The 15,196-nt window shown below is 45.8% G+C and carries 17 protein-coding genes; 12 read left to right on the top strand and 5 right to left on the bottom strand.

The window, feature by feature from the left end; genetic code table 11:
* Positions 1–68: 68 nt before the first annotated feature.
* On the top strand, positions 69–581 hold the full coding sequence (locus R7070_RS07085) for a DUF2799 domain-containing protein (protein ID WP_005374970.1): 513 nt from the start codon (positions 69–71) through the stop codon (positions 579–581).
* 34 nt (positions 582–615) lie between these two features.
* Here R7070_RS07085 and R7070_RS07080 read toward each other — a convergent pair whose 3' ends face one another.
* Together R7070_RS07080 and R7070_RS07075 are read right to left on the bottom strand one after the other, a co-directional pair.
* Positions 616–1,074, bottom strand: coding sequence for a GNAT family N-acetyltransferase (locus R7070_RS07080; RefSeq protein ID WP_085569395.1), 459 nt, complete (start codon positions 1,072–1,074; stop codon positions 616–618).
* 24 nt (positions 1,075–1,098) lie between these two features.
* Positions 1,099–1,569: a GNAT family N-acetyltransferase gene (locus R7070_RS07075; protein WP_017820545.1), complete on the bottom strand. Its 471-nt coding sequence runs from the start codon at positions 1,567–1,569 to the stop codon at positions 1,099–1,101.
* Positions 1,570–1,701: 132 nt separating this feature from the next.
* Between R7070_RS07075 and R7070_RS07070 the strand changes: the two genes are divergently transcribed.
* From R7070_RS07070 to R7070_RS07025, 10 genes are all read left to right on the top strand, one after another.
* The gene (locus tag R7070_RS07070; protein WP_256900236.1) at positions 1,702–2,892 is read left to right on the top strand and encodes an MFS transporter; all 1,191 of its coding nucleotides are present in this window, start codon (positions 1,702–1,704) and stop codon (positions 2,890–2,892) included.
* Entirely contained in the window at positions 2,867–3,835 is a 969-nt protein-coding gene (gene yidZ, locus R7070_RS07065) for an HTH-type transcriptional regulator YidZ (RefSeq protein ID WP_256900235.1), read from the top strand. Before R7070_RS07070 ends, yidZ begins: the two co-directional genes overlap by 26 nt.
* Positions 3,836–3,976: 141 nt before the next feature.
* Positions 3,977–4,846: a DMT family transporter gene (locus R7070_RS07060; protein ID WP_042521701.1), complete on the top strand. Its 870-nt coding sequence runs from the start codon at positions 3,977–3,979 to the stop codon at positions 4,844–4,846.
* A 388-nt stretch (positions 4,847–5,234) separates the two neighbouring features.
* The gene (locus R7070_RS07055) at positions 5,235–7,412 is read left to right on the top strand and encodes an FUSC family protein (RefSeq protein WP_256900234.1); all 2,178 of its coding nucleotides are present in this window, start codon (positions 5,235–5,237) and stop codon (positions 7,410–7,412) included.
* 10 nt (positions 7,413–7,422) lie between these two features.
* The gene (locus R7070_RS07050) at positions 7,423–9,066 is read left to right on the top strand and encodes a TolC family protein (protein WP_033906682.1); all 1,644 of its coding nucleotides are present in this window, start codon (positions 7,423–7,425) and stop codon (positions 9,064–9,066) included.
* On the top strand, positions 9,066–9,269 hold the full coding sequence (locus R7070_RS07045; RefSeq protein WP_005374946.1) for a DUF1656 domain-containing protein: 204 nt from the start codon (positions 9,066–9,068) through the stop codon (positions 9,267–9,269). Before R7070_RS07050 ends, R7070_RS07045 begins: the two co-directional genes overlap by 1 nt.
* Before the next feature lie 12 nt (positions 9,270–9,281).
* Complete coding sequence (locus R7070_RS07040; protein ID WP_025768613.1) at positions 9,282–10,172, top strand: HlyD family secretion protein; 891 nt, start codon at positions 9,282–9,284, stop codon at positions 10,170–10,172.
* A 16-nt stretch (positions 10,173–10,188) separates the two neighbouring features.
* Positions 10,189–10,875 (top strand): potassium channel family protein, encoded by a 687-nt coding sequence (locus R7070_RS07035; protein ID WP_005374942.1) that lies wholly within the window; start codon positions 10,189–10,191, stop codon positions 10,873–10,875.
* Positions 10,868–12,016: an AI-2E family transporter gene (locus R7070_RS07030; RefSeq protein WP_005386936.1), complete on the top strand. Its 1,149-nt coding sequence runs from the start codon at positions 10,868–10,870 to the stop codon at positions 12,014–12,016. Before R7070_RS07035 ends, R7070_RS07030 begins: the two co-directional genes overlap by 8 nt.
* Before the next feature lie 216 nt (positions 12,017–12,232).
* A complete protein-coding gene (locus R7070_RS07025) occupies positions 12,233–12,904 on the top strand; it encodes a DUF2057 domain-containing protein (protein WP_213899089.1) in 672 nt (223 codons plus the stop codon).
* Positions 12,905–12,963: 59 nt separating this feature from the next.
* Here the strand turns inward: R7070_RS07025 and R7070_RS07020 are convergent, their stop codons facing one another.
* The gene (locus tag R7070_RS07020) at positions 12,964–13,410 is read right to left on the bottom strand and encodes an RDD family protein (protein ID WP_256900233.1); all 447 of its coding nucleotides are present in this window, start codon (positions 13,408–13,410) and stop codon (positions 12,964–12,966) included.
* Positions 13,411–13,590: 180 nt separating this feature from the next.
* Positions 13,591–14,355: a ferredoxin--NADP reductase gene (locus R7070_RS07015; RefSeq protein WP_005374935.1), complete on the bottom strand. Its 765-nt coding sequence runs from the start codon at positions 14,353–14,355 to the stop codon at positions 13,591–13,593.
* Positions 14,356–14,565: 210 nt separating this feature from the next.
* On the opposite strand from R7070_RS07015, the gene R7070_RS07010 reads away from it, so the two are divergent.
* On the top strand, positions 14,566–15,018 hold the full coding sequence (locus R7070_RS07010; RefSeq protein WP_213969266.1) for an acyl-CoA thioesterase: 453 nt from the start codon (positions 14,566–14,568) through the stop codon (positions 15,016–15,018).
* Here the strand turns inward: R7070_RS07010 and R7070_RS07005 are convergent.
* Positions 15,010–15,196: hypothetical protein (locus R7070_RS07005; protein ID WP_318141174.1), on the bottom strand; the 187-nt coding region annotated here is incomplete at its 5' end. The genes R7070_RS07010 and R7070_RS07005 overlap by 9 nt on opposite strands.

The raw sequence follows: 15,196 nt of genomic DNA, 5'->3' as shown, positions 1-15,196 counted from the left end.
ATTGATATGAACAGTGTTCATTTTAAACTCAAGTTATCAATTCGATTTTATTTAAAGGACAGTCACTGATGAAAAGAGCGCTAATCCCCCTGGCTTTACTGACTTTGCTCTCAGGTTGCGCCAGCATGTCTCCGGATGAGTGCAAAACGGCAAACTGGTACAACGTAGGTTATCAAGATGGCCGAGATGGCAACGATCCAAATATTATCAATAGCTATACCGAAGACTGTGGTGAAGCGGGTGTGACACCCGACCGAGCGAAATGGAAAGAAGGCTTTGATAAAGGCACTATCCAATATTGCTCACCAGACAATGGGTACACTGTCGGTATCGAAGGCAAAGAATATTACGGTGTATGCAGCAGCAAAGAGTTTATTGAGAACTACCAGTTAGGTCATCAAGAATATCAACGCCAGCAACGCATCCAACAAATCGATACTGAAATCTCGGTCATCGATAATCAGCTTGATGGCAATCCAGACAAAGATAATGCCAAGAGACTGAAAGAGAAGAGAAAGCGATTGGCTGACGAGCGTTCAAGCCTCTTGTCGCCAACCATCAACTTGAATCTGAATTTCTAAATCGATTGGATTTAGCTTCTAAAAATTCATGGCCCTAGCTCAGTTCTAGGGTCATGAATTGACTGTTCGGATCGAGTTCGTAATCCCCGAACGGCTCGCAGTACACAAAGCCATGCTTTTCATACAACAGGCGCGCTGGTTTAAAAAACTCCATCGAGCCCGTTTCTAAACTCAAGCGCTGCAAACCTTTTTGCTTCGCTTGCTCAATCACATGAATCAATAATTGAGATGCCACACCTTGGTTTCTTGCCGCTGGCGTGGTGCGCATGGATTTCAGCTCCGCGTGTTGGTCATCCAACTCTTTAATCGCCGCACACCCAAGCAGTTGCTCACCTTTCCATCCGGTCCAAAATGTCACTTCTGGCGCTTTGAGCTTATCTAAATCTAACGCATGCACGCTTTCTGGTGGTGACGTGGCGTACATGTCCTGTAAATGTCCTTCCAACAGCGCTATCACTTGCGGCCGTTCTAAATTGTCGATTTCAATCCTCATCTTTCCATCCTTGGTTTTTCCTAGCTAAAGCGGCTGTCTCATAATGTGTTGCGGTCCAACGGGGCCTCCGTGGTAAAGCTCATTGGTATCTTCAAACCCTGATTTTAAATAGCACTGATAAGCGGGTATGTTGCGGCAATTCACTGTGAGATAAAGCGCATCAAACTCGGGATAATGGCGTTTGGCGAAATCGGCAAACTGTTGAATGGCTTGCTTGGCGATGCCTTTGCCTTGATGACGGTGATCCACCAGCAAAGCACGTACGCCTAAACTGTTTTTCGGGCAAAAATCGTATTTCTCGCTGTAAGCAGCATCAAATAGAAAAAAGCCAACCACGTCATCGTCTGCCAAAATCAGATGCGGAAGCTCTGTGGGTTCAAGACGTGTAAGCATTTCACCCACATCCGCGACCGTAAACTGCGATTGCTCTTCTAGAACGCTAAGTTCGCAAGTGTGTTCATGTCGCTCAGGCGAATACTTTTCAATAGTAATCATAATCTTCCTTGTTGTTTTTATGCTCAATTCATACAGGGTATGTCGTAAATAGAAATACCTAGTGTCGTATTTCCCACTCGCAGGCAAACGTTTAGCACTCTATTATCCTCGCCATTCGATAGAGAGGTTTCCATGTCCCGTTTTTTACTTTGTAGTTTTGCACTCGTTTTACTCTACCCTACTGCCATTGATTTGTATCTTGTTGGTTTGCCTCAAATTGCGTCAGATCTCAACGCCAGTGAATCTCAGTTGCATATTGCGTTTTCGATCTATTTAGCTGGCATGGCTACCACCATGTTATTCGCGGGGAAAATTGCAGACTCTGTGGGACGAAAGCCTGTTGCCGTCGTCGGCGCGATGATCTTCGTGCTCGCGTCTTTTCTCGGCGGGATGGCTGAGCAACCAAACACTTTCTTGATTGCTCGCTTTTGCCAAGGCATCGGGGCTGGATCTTGCTATGTCGTCGCATTCGCGATTTTACGCGACACGTTAAACGATGAACGCCGCGCGAAAGTATTGTCGATGCTCAATGGCATCACCTGTATCATTCCAGTGATCGCACCCGTGATTGGTCACTTGATTATGCTGAAATTTCCTTGGCCGAGTTTGTTTACCACGATGGCAGGAATGGGCATTCTCGTCAGTGTATTGGCCATTTTTGTTCTCAAGGAATCACTACCCAGCCAACAAGGTGAAGAACAGACAACGCCAGAGAGCCATCAAGAGACTTTCTTCGAGCGATTTTTTATCAGTAGGCTGATCATTACTGCACTTGGAGTGACCACTATCCTGACCTTTGTTAACGCTTCACCAATTGTTGTGATGAGTATGCTTGGTTTTGATCGCGGTGGCTATTCTTCCATCATGGCGGGGACTGCGACGATCAGTATGTTGATTTCGTTCTCGGCGCCATTGGCATTGGGGATTTTCAAGCAGCGAACCTTAATGATGAGCTCTCAAGTATTGCTCGTTTGTTCAGCCATCGTGCTCAGTGCAGCCCATTTCCATGATGGACAACCTTTTTACTATGTGTTCGGACTTGGGCTGATTTGCGCAGGCTTCGCTTGTGGCTTTGGCGTGGCCATGAGCCAAGCGCTCAGCCCATTCTCTCAACAAGCTGGCGTGGCAAGCTCGTTACTGGGCATTGCTCAAGTTTATAGTTCCGCGTTCTATATTTGGTTTATGGGTTTCATCGGCGTTACTGCACTGAATATGTTGGTGTTTATCTTAGTGCTAGGTAGCGTAATCAGCCTTGCTCTAATACTATTGATTCCAAAGCCTGTTCACGATACCCATTATGAAGAAATCCCTAGCGCGACTTGATTTAAACTTAATGTTCACTCTGCAATTATTGTTGCAAGAGCAAAGCGTCTCGAAAGCCTCGAAAAAGCTGAACGTTACGCCCTCTACCGTAAGTAAGTCGCTCAACAAACTTCGTCATTGGTTCGATGATCCTTTGTTTGTCAAAACACCTAAAGGTCTTGCGCCAACGCCCTTGGCGCAAAGCATGGAGCAAGATCTTGCAGAATGGCTGCAAATTGGCTGCCAGATTGCAGAAAAACGCAGCGATATTACGCCTAAAGGAGTGCGTTTTGATATCACGATTGAGTCGCCATTAGTGCTCACAATGCTGGACAGACTCATCGTCGCTATCCACCAGCGATACCCTGAAGCGAAAGTAAAAACCAGTAACTGGGATTACGACTCACTCGACGCCATCATTCGAGGCGAGGCGGATATCGGTTTTACCGGCCGAGAAAGTCACCCTAGATCGAAAGAGTCGTTGGATCTTCTGCCTTATTTCTTGGATTTTGAGATTCTATTTTATGACCTGCCGATGGTGTATTTACATAAAGATCATCCGGCATTACAGCAAGAGTGGAATCTCGAGACCTTTCTGAGCTACCAACACATCAATATTGTTTGGGAAAAAAGTGAAACTTGGGCGTTGGATGAAGTATTAGCGGAACTAGGGCTACAGCGCTCTATCGGGCTGACGATGTCCAACTTTGAGCAATCCCTTTTTATGGCAGCGCAGCCGACGCATGACATGATCACCACCGCGCCGCACTATTGCAAAAGTTACACAGAAAAGCTGCATCTCGATTTAGTGTGCTTGCCAATTCCATTAGACCAAGCTCAACAAGACAAGTTACTGATTCCATTTACCATGATTTGGCATAAACGCAATGCGTACAATCCCAAATTGCTATGGTTGAAAAACACCATTAAGTCATTGTACAAACAACCTTCCCAACCACAGTAAGACTCAGGCTAAGGTCAGGTTTTCTCTGGTTATTTTTAATGACTTTCTTGCTCTGATAGCTATAACTAATCACTTTATCAACTAATAAAAATGTTCTTTTGGATCTACACTAGCTGTTCATTTACACGCTAAGGATCAAGGATGTCGACCTTTTTACTCACTGCCATTGCAATGCTGGCGTTCGCTGCCAATTCATTATTGTGTCGAATTGCCTTGGCAGAAGGGTTAATTGATGCAGGAAGCTTCACGCTCGTTCGATTGATATCTGGCGCGATTACCTTAATCGCAATGCTTGTCGTGAGAGGCCAGTGGAAAACCGATCGGCCAACTTCTCGCTTTCGCTTTTTTGCTGGCGTGGCGTTATTTGGTTACGCTGCCCTTTTCTCTTTCGCGTACTTACAACTGGCGACAGGAACCGGTGCTTTGCTTTTGTTTGGTGCCGTGCAACTGACGTTACTGGCAATCTATTGGTGGCAAGGTGAGCGCTTTCAGTTTCTCGAAATCATCGGTATCGGCCTTTCGATTGTTGGCTTTGTTTGGTTGATGTTGCCATCTGCCACTCGCCCCGATATTAGCTCTGCACTTCTTATGTTGATTTCTGGCGTTTGTTGGGCTGCGTTTACTGCGCTCGGTAAACAAGCGCCTTCTCCAAGTAGTGGCATCACGTGGGGATTCATCGCTGCATCAATAATTGGCGTGCTCCTTTCGCCATTAATCTTGTCCTCAATCCACCTTTCTTGGAGCGGAGTGTTGCTCGCTATCGCATCTGGTGCCATTGCCTCTGGCCTTGGGTATACGCTTTGGTATCAAGTAATGCGTAAGCTCTCTTTGCTTCAAGCCGCCGTCAGCCAACTTTCCGTGCCAGCCATTGCTTTGCTACTCGGCACCGTCGTACTCCACGAGCCTCTTTCACTGCATATTCTTTTAACCAGCGGCATCATTCTTGGTGGCATCGCTTTGGTTTTTTTATCTCGATCCAAAAAAACAAACGAACAATCGGCAAGCCGATAAAAAGTAATAACTTTCCCTCTCAAGTACCCATTCATCATCTATGCTTTTTAAAGCAGTAAAGCTCATTGCAGATGGTACAAGTGGTCTGCTTTGGTACCAGGCGAAGAATATAAGGTGAGAATTGGCTCACACAATGCAGCGATTTTGTTTCAAAAGTGAGAATCATCACAGATCGCGAATTTGCTCGTTTTAGGCGTTTCACCAATAACGCCAAGGGCTAGCACGAGATCAAGCCAAATACGCACTTTTTGTTTTGACAAAGGGTTTACAAAGCACACTTTTTCACCCGCTATATTCCGCCCCCCGAATTTATTCAGAACAAGATTCTGATTATTCATATAAGAAATTCATCAACTTATAACGATAAGCCTGAGCAAACTTTGACACTATGAACGACAAAATAAAATTCGCTATTAAAGTATCGCTTAGCCTGACTCTGGCTTATCTGATCCCGTTTGCCATGGGTTGGCCGCAAGCATCGACGGCCGCAACCACAGTGATGCTGATTGCATCCACAGGCAGTCGTCGTGAATCCCTCGCCAAAGGTACCTTACGCGTGTTCGGTACGTTGGTTGGCGCCGTCGTTGGCTTGTTACTGGTGGGATTGTTTGCTCAAGACCGCTTGCTGTACATGTTGAGCGTGTCGGTTGTGGTCTCATTCATTTTTTACTTCCGTAATGCCTATCAAAAAGATCCAACGCTACTCATGCTGACCGGCGTGATGACGTTGATGATGTCCAATGGCGGTGACGCAGAAGGTGCGTTTCTTTATGGCGTTGACCGCGCCTATATGACGGTGTTTGGGGTGGTGGTTTACACACTCGTGGGGACTTTCTTATTCCCGACCAAAACAGAACAAAACCTAAGACAGCTCATCGAACAACTCAACCAAGCACAACGCGCGTTGTTCACCGCTATCTTGCAAAATTTCGAGCAAAAATCGGCAGGGCAAATCTCTCCTCAAGAAGGCGGAGAAGAAAATCCAGAAGCGGAAGAGCCACAACCTCCTAGCGTGGACACTCTCATCGAACAGATGTTTGCCGCTCAAAATGCGCTCGAACAGCGTTTTGCCACGGTCAGTGTGGAATGCAGTGACGTGTCGGCCTACATGAAAGAGTGGCGCTTGGCGGTTCATTTGAACAAGCAAGTAACGCAACAATTGACCGTCGCGGCGCACAGCCACTTTAGCCACCAGCAAGACCGTGAAAGCATCAGCAACTTTGATCAAGCCGTGGCGGAAATTGACGCGCTATTTGATACCTGCCAACAAGTCTGGGACGAAAAAGAGCCCGCTTATCGTGCTCAGGAGTTCAAAGTCGAATACAACCAAGCGTTGCTTGAAGATGCAGCTCACCTAGAGAAAGGCTCTGCGCTTACGCTTGGTCACCTATTGGAACTGATGCATCAAAACTTGTCGCGTTTAGCGGAGAGCATTAGCTGCATTGACTCTGTGACGAACAATGTCTCCTTTGACGTGCCACTGCCGAAACCGAAAGGCAAGTTTCTATGGTGGGACGCAGAAAACTTTAAAACTGCGGTCAAAACCTTTGTTACCTATTGGGTTGCAGGACTGATTTGGATTTATTTCAATCCACCAGGCGGCTACTCGTTCGTGGTCTTCTCGACCATGTTTATGTCTTTGCTGTCGTTCGTGCCTGTGCACCCAATTTTGTTGCTTGTGCTGTTCACTTTCGGCTTCTTGTTCGCGGTACCTTCTTACGTCTTCATCCTTCCGCAATTGGATCTCGGATTAGAACTTGGCCTGTTTATCTTTATCTACACCTTTATCGGTTTTTATCTGTTTAACGGGCCAGTGACGATTTTCTATATGATTGGCTTGTTTGTTCTCGGTTTAGACAACAACATGTTTTATCACTTCGGGATCCTCATGACGATCATGCTGTTGTTCTACATGGTGGTGTTCATGATTATTTTCGCGCACTACTTCCCGTTTAGCTCACGACCAGAACACCTCTTTTTGACCATAAAAGAACGCTACTTCCGACATACCCGAGAGCTGTTCACTACCTATCAACAGCAGTCTAGCTCGGTTATTACGCCGCTCAAACGGGCCTTACACTTGGTGACGCTCAATGTCTCATCGAAAAAGCTCAAAGTCTGGGGTTCGAAAATCAACCACAAACACTTTGATAAAACCACGCCAGAAGCGATTGGCGCGTTTAGCAAAGCGTGTGATGTACTCAGTAATCACATCAACATCTTAATGGCCGCCGAGAAAAAGTTGATGACCAATCCACTAATTACTCAGCTTCGCCAACAGCACCGCGATTCCATCATTCCTTTGATGGCGGGCGCTTTAGCCAGCCATCAAGCAACACAAGAACTCGAGTCCGTATTCGACCAATACAGTCAAGATTACCAAACATTCGAAGATAAACTGGAAGATTTTTTTAGTGAGTTGGATTTATCTGACTACGCTTATTCAGAGATAGCCGGTTTTTATATCTTGCTGAATTTAAAACGGAACGTGTTCGAAGCAATCAAGCATTGCAAGCAAACCTACGAGGATATCGATTGGGTGAACTTACAACAGAAGCGTTTTTAAAGGTGGGGATATGATGCTTCCAAAACTAACCAAACCAAGCCTCGCCATACTTTCTTTGCTCGGACTCAGTGCGTGTACCACGGTAGGACCAGATTATGTTCATCCAAAGCAGGCGCCACTGCCAAGTGACTGGTCGGTGCAAAAAGCAGCCAAAGATACGCAGCAATCAGAGCAACAGCTACAACAATGGTGGCAGCAATTTAATGACTCGACTCTTAATCAGCTGGTTGAGTTGGCGAGCAAACAAAACCTCGATTTAGAAGCCGCAGGGCTACGAATTGTCCAAGCACGTTCATTGCTTGGTATTTCGACTGGCTTGCAATACCCACAAGTTCAAACCGTGTCAGGAAACCTAGCGCGTGCCTACGTAAATGATCAGGGCGTGAATAACGCCACTTTGTCGTTTGATGCTGCTTGGGAAATGGATGTTTGGGGCAAGTATGCTCGCGGAATTGAGTCGGCAGAAGCGGGTTACTACGCATCCATCGCATCGTATCACGACATCATGGTCACCATAACCGCCGAAGTGGCGCGCAATTACATCAACTATCGCACATTCCAAGAACGTATTTTGCTGTCTCGCCGCAATATCGAGATTCAAGAGCGTGTCGTACGTATTACTCAGGTGCAGTTCGACTCTGGCAACGTTACAGAATTGGACGTTCAACAAGCTAAAAACCAACTCTACACCACCAAAGCAGCGTTACCGAGCCTCGAAGTGGCAATGAAGCAATCACGTACTGTGTTGGCTTTGCTACTGGGTCTGTTACCAGAAGAAGTAGATCGACTGCTACAGTCGGATGGGATGCACAAGCAAATCGCTGAGTACGAAGCCCAGTTCAAATCGACGGGCAGAAAATCGGCGCTATCGGGCACCGACGAGCGTTCCATTGTGCCACGTCCACCGCTTTTGGATACGCAAGTGGATGCTAACTTAGTGATGCGACGTCCGGATTTGCAAGTCTCTGAGATGCAAGCTCGCGCGCAAAGTGCGCAGATTGGCGTGGCAGAAACCGCTCTGTACCCAAGCTTTTCGTTGTTCGGTTCCATCGGTATCGACAGTACGGTTCCCGATGGCAGCAGTTTCAGTTTTAGCGATTCGCTCACCATGGTGGTTGGCCCAACGTTCAGTTGGAACATTTTCCAATACGGACGCGTGAAAAATAACATTCGTTTCGAAGATGCTCGCTTCCAAGAAACGCTGACGAACTACAACAAAAAGGTACTGCAAGCCGTTAATGAAGTCACCAATGCAATCGAAGCGTATGACCTGTATTTGCAACAAAAAGATTTACGCTTGCAATCGGTCAACTCTTCCATTCGTGCGTTCAACATATCCATGACACAGTACGAAAACGGACAAATTTCATTCGAACGTCTGCTTAACTCGGTAGAAAAAATGACCCGCGCAGAAGACAGCTACGCAACGATCAAAGGGAACGTGGCGAACCAAGTTGTTGCACTCTATAAAGCCCTCGGTGGAGGCTGGCAAACCCAAACAGGCAAACCTTTCATCAGTGAATCGATTGCCACGCAGATGACAGAGCGCACTGACTGGGGAAGTTATTTAAATGAAGAAAACCGCGTATTGCCGCCTTTGCGACTCGAAACTCCGGCTGAGACCAGTGATGAAAACAAAACGGAGGATCGGTAATGCCTCATGAACTCTCTTGGGGAGACGTTTACTTTTCTCCTACGCTACTGGTGCTCTTTCTCGCCGTCACGGCCACGTGGATAACGGTGATGATATTGAACAAGACACGTTTGTCTCGCTTCATCGCTTTTCCGTCTCTGACGTTTATTGCCATCATGGTCGGTTATGTGGTGGCCATCGACAGCTTTTATATTCAATTTTAGGTGCCAAACAAGATGAAAAAACTATTCGTAATCGCACTCAATCTTGTCATTCTTGGTGGCGCAGCTTGGCTCGGCTATCAAAAGTTTGAGGAATACTTTAATAACCCATGGACACGAGATGGGCAAGTGCGTGCTAACGTCATCAAAGTGGCTCCTCGCGTATCAGGCCCAATTGTAAATGTCGCGGTGCAAGACAACCAAGAAGTGAAAACAGGCGATTTACTGTTTGAAATCGACCCTGCGACTTACGAAGTTGCTTTGTCTCAAGCCGAAGTAGCACTGGAGCGCTCCATTGTTAGCTCTCGCGGTAAAAAAATCGAATATGACCGCTTAAAAGACATTCGTGCCAAAGACCGTGGCGCGGTTTCTCACAAGGATCTGATTCGTCGTGAAATCGCTTACGAAGAGTCGCTACTGCAAATCAAATCTGCAGAAGAGCAACTAAAATCAGCACGCCTTAATCTCAGCTTTACCAAAGTTTATGCGACCGTCGATGGTTTTGTATCTAACCTCGATATTAGAAACGGTACGCAAGCGGTCGCAAACCAACCACTGCTCGCACTGATCGACAAAAACAGCTTTTGGGTATTTGGTTTCTTCCGTGAAAACCAACTTGCGCAAATCGAACCTGGCAGCCAAGCGCGTGTCACTTTGATGTCTCACCCAGACACGCCAATTGACGCGACGGTTGACTCGATTGGTTGGGGTATTGCGCCCAAAGACGGCACGGTCGGCTACAACCTTCTTCCAAACGTAAACCCTGTTTTTCAGTGGATTCGCTTAGCACAACGTATTCCGGTGCGAATCTCCCTACAAGAACTTCCTGAAGATGTTGATCTTCGATTCGGGCTTTCTGCGTCCATCATGGTGATGAAAGAGTCATCCGCAGAAAGTGAACAATAACTAAGTGAGAAGAGCCATGGTCATTGGTAAAAACCTCAAAAATATTAATGAAGAAAACAACTTCTTCTATCTAACCTTAGCACTAGTGATTTTGTTGCTAGGGAGTGCGATGGCACAAGTCGTAGGTGAAGGGACGATTGAACACATACTTCAGGCTTTCACGGTTCTGACGTTTATCGTCTGTTTTGCGAGCCTTCGCTTTGACAAAACCTGGTCTCGTTTCCTCTACAGCCTGTTTGGTATTTGGGTTCTTGTGATTGTGATCAAGACCGTTTTCGACATCAGAGAGATGAATGTGGTGATGCTTGCCCTCACCTTTGCGTTCTTTTTCGGCACTTTTAAATCCATCGCAAGACAGATTCTTTTCACCGGCCATGTCAACAGCAACAAAGTCATTGGCTCGGTCGCGCTTTTCTTGCTGCTTGGTCTGATGTGGGCGATTGCCTACCTCATTCTGCTTGAGTTTTCGCCTGAAGCCTTTACCGGTATGGAAGCGATTTCTTGGGGGCAGAACTTCTCCAATGCAGCGTATTTCAGTTTCGTTACCTTAACCACGCTCGGTTATGGCGACATTAGTCCTCTAACACCACTGGCTCAAGTCGTGGTGTATTTAGAGGCCATCACAGGTGTTTTTTATATGGCGATTGTTGTTTCAAGTCTCGTCAGTTCTAACATTGATCATCAGGTAAACAAAAATGGATAAACAATCGGTAAAAATCGACAGTAAGCTTTTCATCAGTAATATGGTGGAATCGGCAATACGCATTGGCTTGATCTTTGTCTTGCTGATGTTTACGTACGACATCATCAAACCCTTCATACTTCCGGTTATTTGGGGCGCTATTATAGCCGTCGCTTTAATGCCGCTTACCCAAAAATTGCAGCGTGTATATGGTGGTCGCAGAGGCCTGGCAGCCACAACCATTGCTTTACTTGGTATTGCCCTCCTTGTCACGCCACTTGTTATGGTATCAGGCTCCATTGTGGATGGTGCAACGCACGCGCTTGAAGTACTACAAAATGGACAAGTGAAAATACCAGGGCCAAAACCTTCCGTAGCGGATTGGCCTATCGTGGGTGATAAGCTCTACGAAGTGTGGACCCTATTCGCTACTAATCTTGAGCAAGCGATTCAAACCTTTATGCCACAAATAAAGGCAGGACTCACATCTTTACTGGGTACACTTGGGGGCGTATTGGGAAGTTTACTGCTTTCAATCTTGTCACTTGCGATTGCAGCAGGTTTCATGACGTACTCTGAATCTGCAGCATCAGGCTTAAGAACCATCGCGATTCGAACCGCTGGTGAAAACGCAAAAAGCTGGACCACGCTTATCGCTGCGACAATTAAAAGCGTACTGCTTGGCGTAGTCGGTGTAGCGGCGATTCAAGCACTGTTGATCGGTGCTGGTTTCTTCGTATTTGGCGTTCCCGCAGCAGGTTTACTCACACTGCTTCTAATGATCTTGTGTATCGCTCAGCTCCCGGCGTTGCTCGCTGTGCTACCTGTGATTGGCTTCATGTACATGACCCAAGACACCTCAACAGCAACCATGTTTACTGTTTGGGTCGTAGTTGCGGCTCTTTCTGAAAACCTGTTCAAACCAATGTTAATGGGACGTGGCGTCGACGTGCCAATGCCTGTGATTCTGCTCGGTGCCATCGGTGGTATGCTTTTCTACGGCATCGTTGGTCTGTTCTTAGGTGCCGTTATCCTAGCAATTTGGTATGAGTTATTTGTTTGGTGGTTGAGCATTGAGAAAGCACAACAGCAAGAAGAAATGGCAGAACAACAAGACGCTTCTGATGACCAATCAGAACCTGGACACGGTGCTGGTATTTAATAAATCAATAAGTTAGAAAGAAATTTAATCTATAACTTATGATATCAAACCGCTGCATTTCAGCGGTTTGATTCTATTTGGATCACAGTTTCGTCGTAATAAATGCGATAAAAATGACGTTCTTGTTAAATTTTCATACTTATTACACTTGGGAGTTGCAATCGGGCAATGAACGATGCACTCTCGATGACCACTAATTTGCTTAGGATAAAAACAATGAAATTGATCAAGCCTTTAGCTTGTGCGCTTGCTCTCGCAATGAGTGGCATGGCATTCGCCGATGTAACCGTGAGTGTTCCTGACAACGTTTCAGTATTAGCGGCTAACGGTGAAAAAGCAGATCTTTCGGGTGGTTTTTTCGCCTCTGAAAGAACACTGACGTTACCTGATGGCCTTAACCAAGTCGTATTTCGTTTCGCCCCTTACTTCAACCAAGGTAATGACCGTTTAAGTGTTGAAAGCGATGTTATCGTTACACGATTTGACGCGACCAATGCCGAACTCACTCTACAAATGCCAGAATACCGCAACCTACGTGATGCGGAAGAGAAGATCAAAGACTTAGATTGGAAACTGGTTGATGATTCTGGCAACGCAATCGCGGTTGACCAGGACAAGTTGCTCAAACCGGGTATGCAAATCGGTCGTGATTACGTGCGTGAAATCGAAGATTATAACCAAGCTGGCGGTGCAGCAGCCGTGGCTTTTGCTGGCGCAGCAACCATGCAGCCAGTCACGCTTCCTGCAAAGGTTCCTGCGGATATGAAGCAAGTGAGAGCAACTGCGGTTAAAGCGGATTCGACAGCTGAAGAGATGCTGCACTTCTGGTACCAAAAAGCAGACGCAGAAACCAAAGCTCGCTTTAAGAAATATGTTAATCAACAGTAAATCTGGTTAACTTTATCGATATTAAAAAAGCCACTTCACGTGGCTTTTTTGATCAAAAATTAGGAAGCTTGGACAACTTTAGTATTGGCGATCAAGTCATGCAACAATCGTCGCTCCGGATGAAAGAACAACAATGCCAAATTTACCAATGGGATCCCCGGAATGAGCATCTCCAGCAAGTAGCTAATAACAAGCCTTAACCCTGCTGTAACTTTCGTTGCCTTACTATCATTTTTCATTACAACTTTAATACCAATCATGCGCATACCAATGGTTTGCCCATGACTCAATGCATTCCAGTTGATCATTAAAACCGTTGGTAAAGAAAGCAAGTAAAACGCCTGAGTTTCACGAACAAGCGTGAGGTTATCTGCTAAAGAGAGCTGAAAGTCGTTAAGAAAAGAGTTAATACTCAATGCGATGATTAACACGACCACCATCGCAAAGAGCAGGTCGATAAAACCAGCAATGATTCTCTGTCGCTTGCTCGCGATAAAAGCATACATGGACTTCAGTCACCTCAATGTAATTGGTTAAGCGAGAATGACTGAGTGTACAGACGCGCAATGGTGAGCGCAGTTTAGGTATTGCCAACATAATATTCAACTAAGAACATACTAAATCGCGGTCGTATCTCAAAAGTAATCATTACATCTTGAGCATAACCGTATCAATTTAACAAAACGCTACCAGTAACGTTCGTAAATGATATTTCCCCCGGTTTGATGGCGATACTTTTCCAAGCCTAGCTCTTGTAAGACGGGCACGGTATCTTTGATCATTTGTGGATTCCCACACATCATGACAAAGCTACGCTGAGCTGAGAATGGCGCATCAGCGGCGTTGGACAGTAAACCCGATTCGATGAGTTCAGGAATTCGGCCTTGTAATTTACCATCAACCACTTCCCTGCTGACTATCGGTATATACTTTAATCTGCCTTCATATCGTTGCTGAAGCTGTTCAATTAGGTATTTATAAACCAGATCTTTTTCGAAACGAACGGCATGAACCAGCACAATGCGCTCATTGTGAGGCGGTAGGTTTATATCATCTAGCAGCGACAAAAACGGTCCAATCCCCGTACCTGTAGATAGCAGCCACAGGTCATGAGCCTGTTTAGGAATAGAGTCATGGATTAAATCGCCATGTGCGGTGGCACCGACATAAATGCTATCACCAGATTTAAGCTTTTGGAGCCGTGGAGAAAGTTGTCCTTGAGGGTCGGCTACTATTAGAAATTCCAACCAATCGAATTGCTCGCTTGGCGCATTAACCACAGAGTAAGCACGGCTGATCGGCTTACCTTCATCATCAAGCAAAGCAAGCTTGGTGAATTGGCCAGCTTTAAATGAAAGAGGCGCGCCAGATATTCTCAAACTGAACAGCTCACCTGTCCAATCAATGCGTTTCTCAACTCTTGCGAGGTTGAAACCTTTGAGTTCAATCATGAGACACCTCCTATCTGGTTACTCTTAGTTAAACTTACGCCTTCAACTCGATTATGTAAAGTTTCTGGTTTACATAATCAAACCACTATTTCATTTCACATTTTAAAAACAATTTTATTACATATTAAATGATTACATCTAGAATAAATGCTCAAAGTGATAAGTCGCGTCGCAATTTGTGGCAAAGCAGATGAAAAAGGAGCAATAAAAATGGACACACTGTTAAAGGACTTTCCCGTTATCACAGAGATAAAAGTCGCATGGGGTGAAATGGATGCTCTGCAACACGTTAATAACGTGGTCTATTTTCGCTACTTCGAGACCGCACGTTTAGATTACTTCAACAAAATTAACCTGCTGGTCGACCTGCAGACCTCGCAAATTGGACCAGTACTGAGTGAGACTCAATGCCGCTACAAATTGCCTGTTACTTACCCAGACACGCTATTAGTCGGTTCTCGCGTAATCGACATGCAAGAAGATCGCATCACGATGGAGTACCAAGTGCTGAGTAAGAAGTGGGGTAAGATTGCGACCATCGCGACCGCCACTGGTGTGATGTTTGATTTTAAGAACAACGTAAAAGCGGCGATTCCAGACTACGTTCGCCAGTCGATTTTAGATTTGGAAGGAACTGTGGGTAGCACGCATCATTTAGAGTAGCAAGAAATGAGAGATTAAAGGCGAGGTTCCCGACAGCGATTCTTCATCGCTGTCGGGAATGATGCTGAGGTACCATTCCAACTTACGCAATAAGAAAACTAGCGTCATTCTAGCGAGCCATAGCGAGACTAAGAATCTACTTACCGCTTGCTGCAGACCATAAAGCCATGAATAAACT

It is taken from the genome of Vibrio sp. 1557 (assembly GCF_033340175.1).
Lineage (GTDB): Bacteria > Pseudomonadota > Gammaproteobacteria > Enterobacterales > Vibrionaceae > Vibrio > Vibrio alginolyticus.
The sequence above is the reverse complement of the archived record's forward strand: the minus strand, read 5'-3'. Positions and strand labels throughout refer to the sequence as shown.

Coding starts and splice junctions, on each gene's coding strand:
- R7070_RS07085 (WP_005374970.1), top strand. CDS start 69: ATGAAAAGAGCGCTAATCCCCCTGGCTTTACTGACTTTGCTCTCAGGT.
- R7070_RS07080 (WP_085569395.1), bottom strand. CDS start 1,074: ATGAGGATTGAAATCGACAATTTAGAACGGCCGCAAGTGATAGCGCTG.
- R7070_RS07075 (WP_017820545.1), bottom strand. CDS start 1,569: ATGATTACTATTGAAAAGTATTCGCCTGAGCGACATGAACACACTTGC.
- R7070_RS07070 (WP_256900236.1), top strand. CDS start 1,702: ATGTCCCGTTTTTTACTTTGTAGTTTTGCACTCGTTTTACTCTACCCT.
- yidZ (WP_256900235.1), top strand. CDS start 2,867: ATGAAGAAATCCCTAGCGCGACTTGATTTAAACTTAATGTTCACTCTG.
- R7070_RS07060 (WP_042521701.1), top strand. CDS start 3,977: ATGTCGACCTTTTTACTCACTGCCATTGCAATGCTGGCGTTCGCTGCC.
- R7070_RS07055 (WP_256900234.1), top strand. CDS start 5,235: ATGAACGACAAAATAAAATTCGCTATTAAAGTATCGCTTAGCCTGACT.
- R7070_RS07050 (WP_033906682.1), top strand. CDS start 7,423: ATGATGCTTCCAAAACTAACCAAACCAAGCCTCGCCATACTTTCTTTG.
- R7070_RS07045 (WP_005374946.1), top strand. CDS start 9,066: ATGCCTCATGAACTCTCTTGGGGAGACGTTTACTTTTCTCCTACGCTA.
- R7070_RS07040 (WP_025768613.1), top strand. CDS start 9,282: ATGAAAAAACTATTCGTAATCGCACTCAATCTTGTCATTCTTGGTGGC.
- R7070_RS07035 (WP_005374942.1), top strand. CDS start 10,189: ATGGTCATTGGTAAAAACCTCAAAAATATTAATGAAGAAAACAACTTC.
- R7070_RS07030 (WP_005386936.1), top strand. CDS start 10,868: ATGGATAAACAATCGGTAAAAATCGACAGTAAGCTTTTCATCAGTAAT.
- R7070_RS07025 (WP_213899089.1), top strand. CDS start 12,233: ATGAAATTGATCAAGCCTTTAGCTTGTGCGCTTGCTCTCGCAATGAGT.
- R7070_RS07020 (WP_256900233.1), bottom strand. CDS start 13,410: ATGTATGCTTTTATCGCGAGCAAGCGACAGAGAATCATTGCTGGTTTT.
- R7070_RS07015 (WP_005374935.1), bottom strand. CDS start 14,355: ATGATTGAACTCAAAGGTTTCAACCTCGCAAGAGTTGAGAAACGCATT.
- R7070_RS07010 (WP_213969266.1), top strand. CDS start 14,566: ATGGACACACTGTTAAAGGACTTTCCCGTTATCACAGAGATAAAAGTC.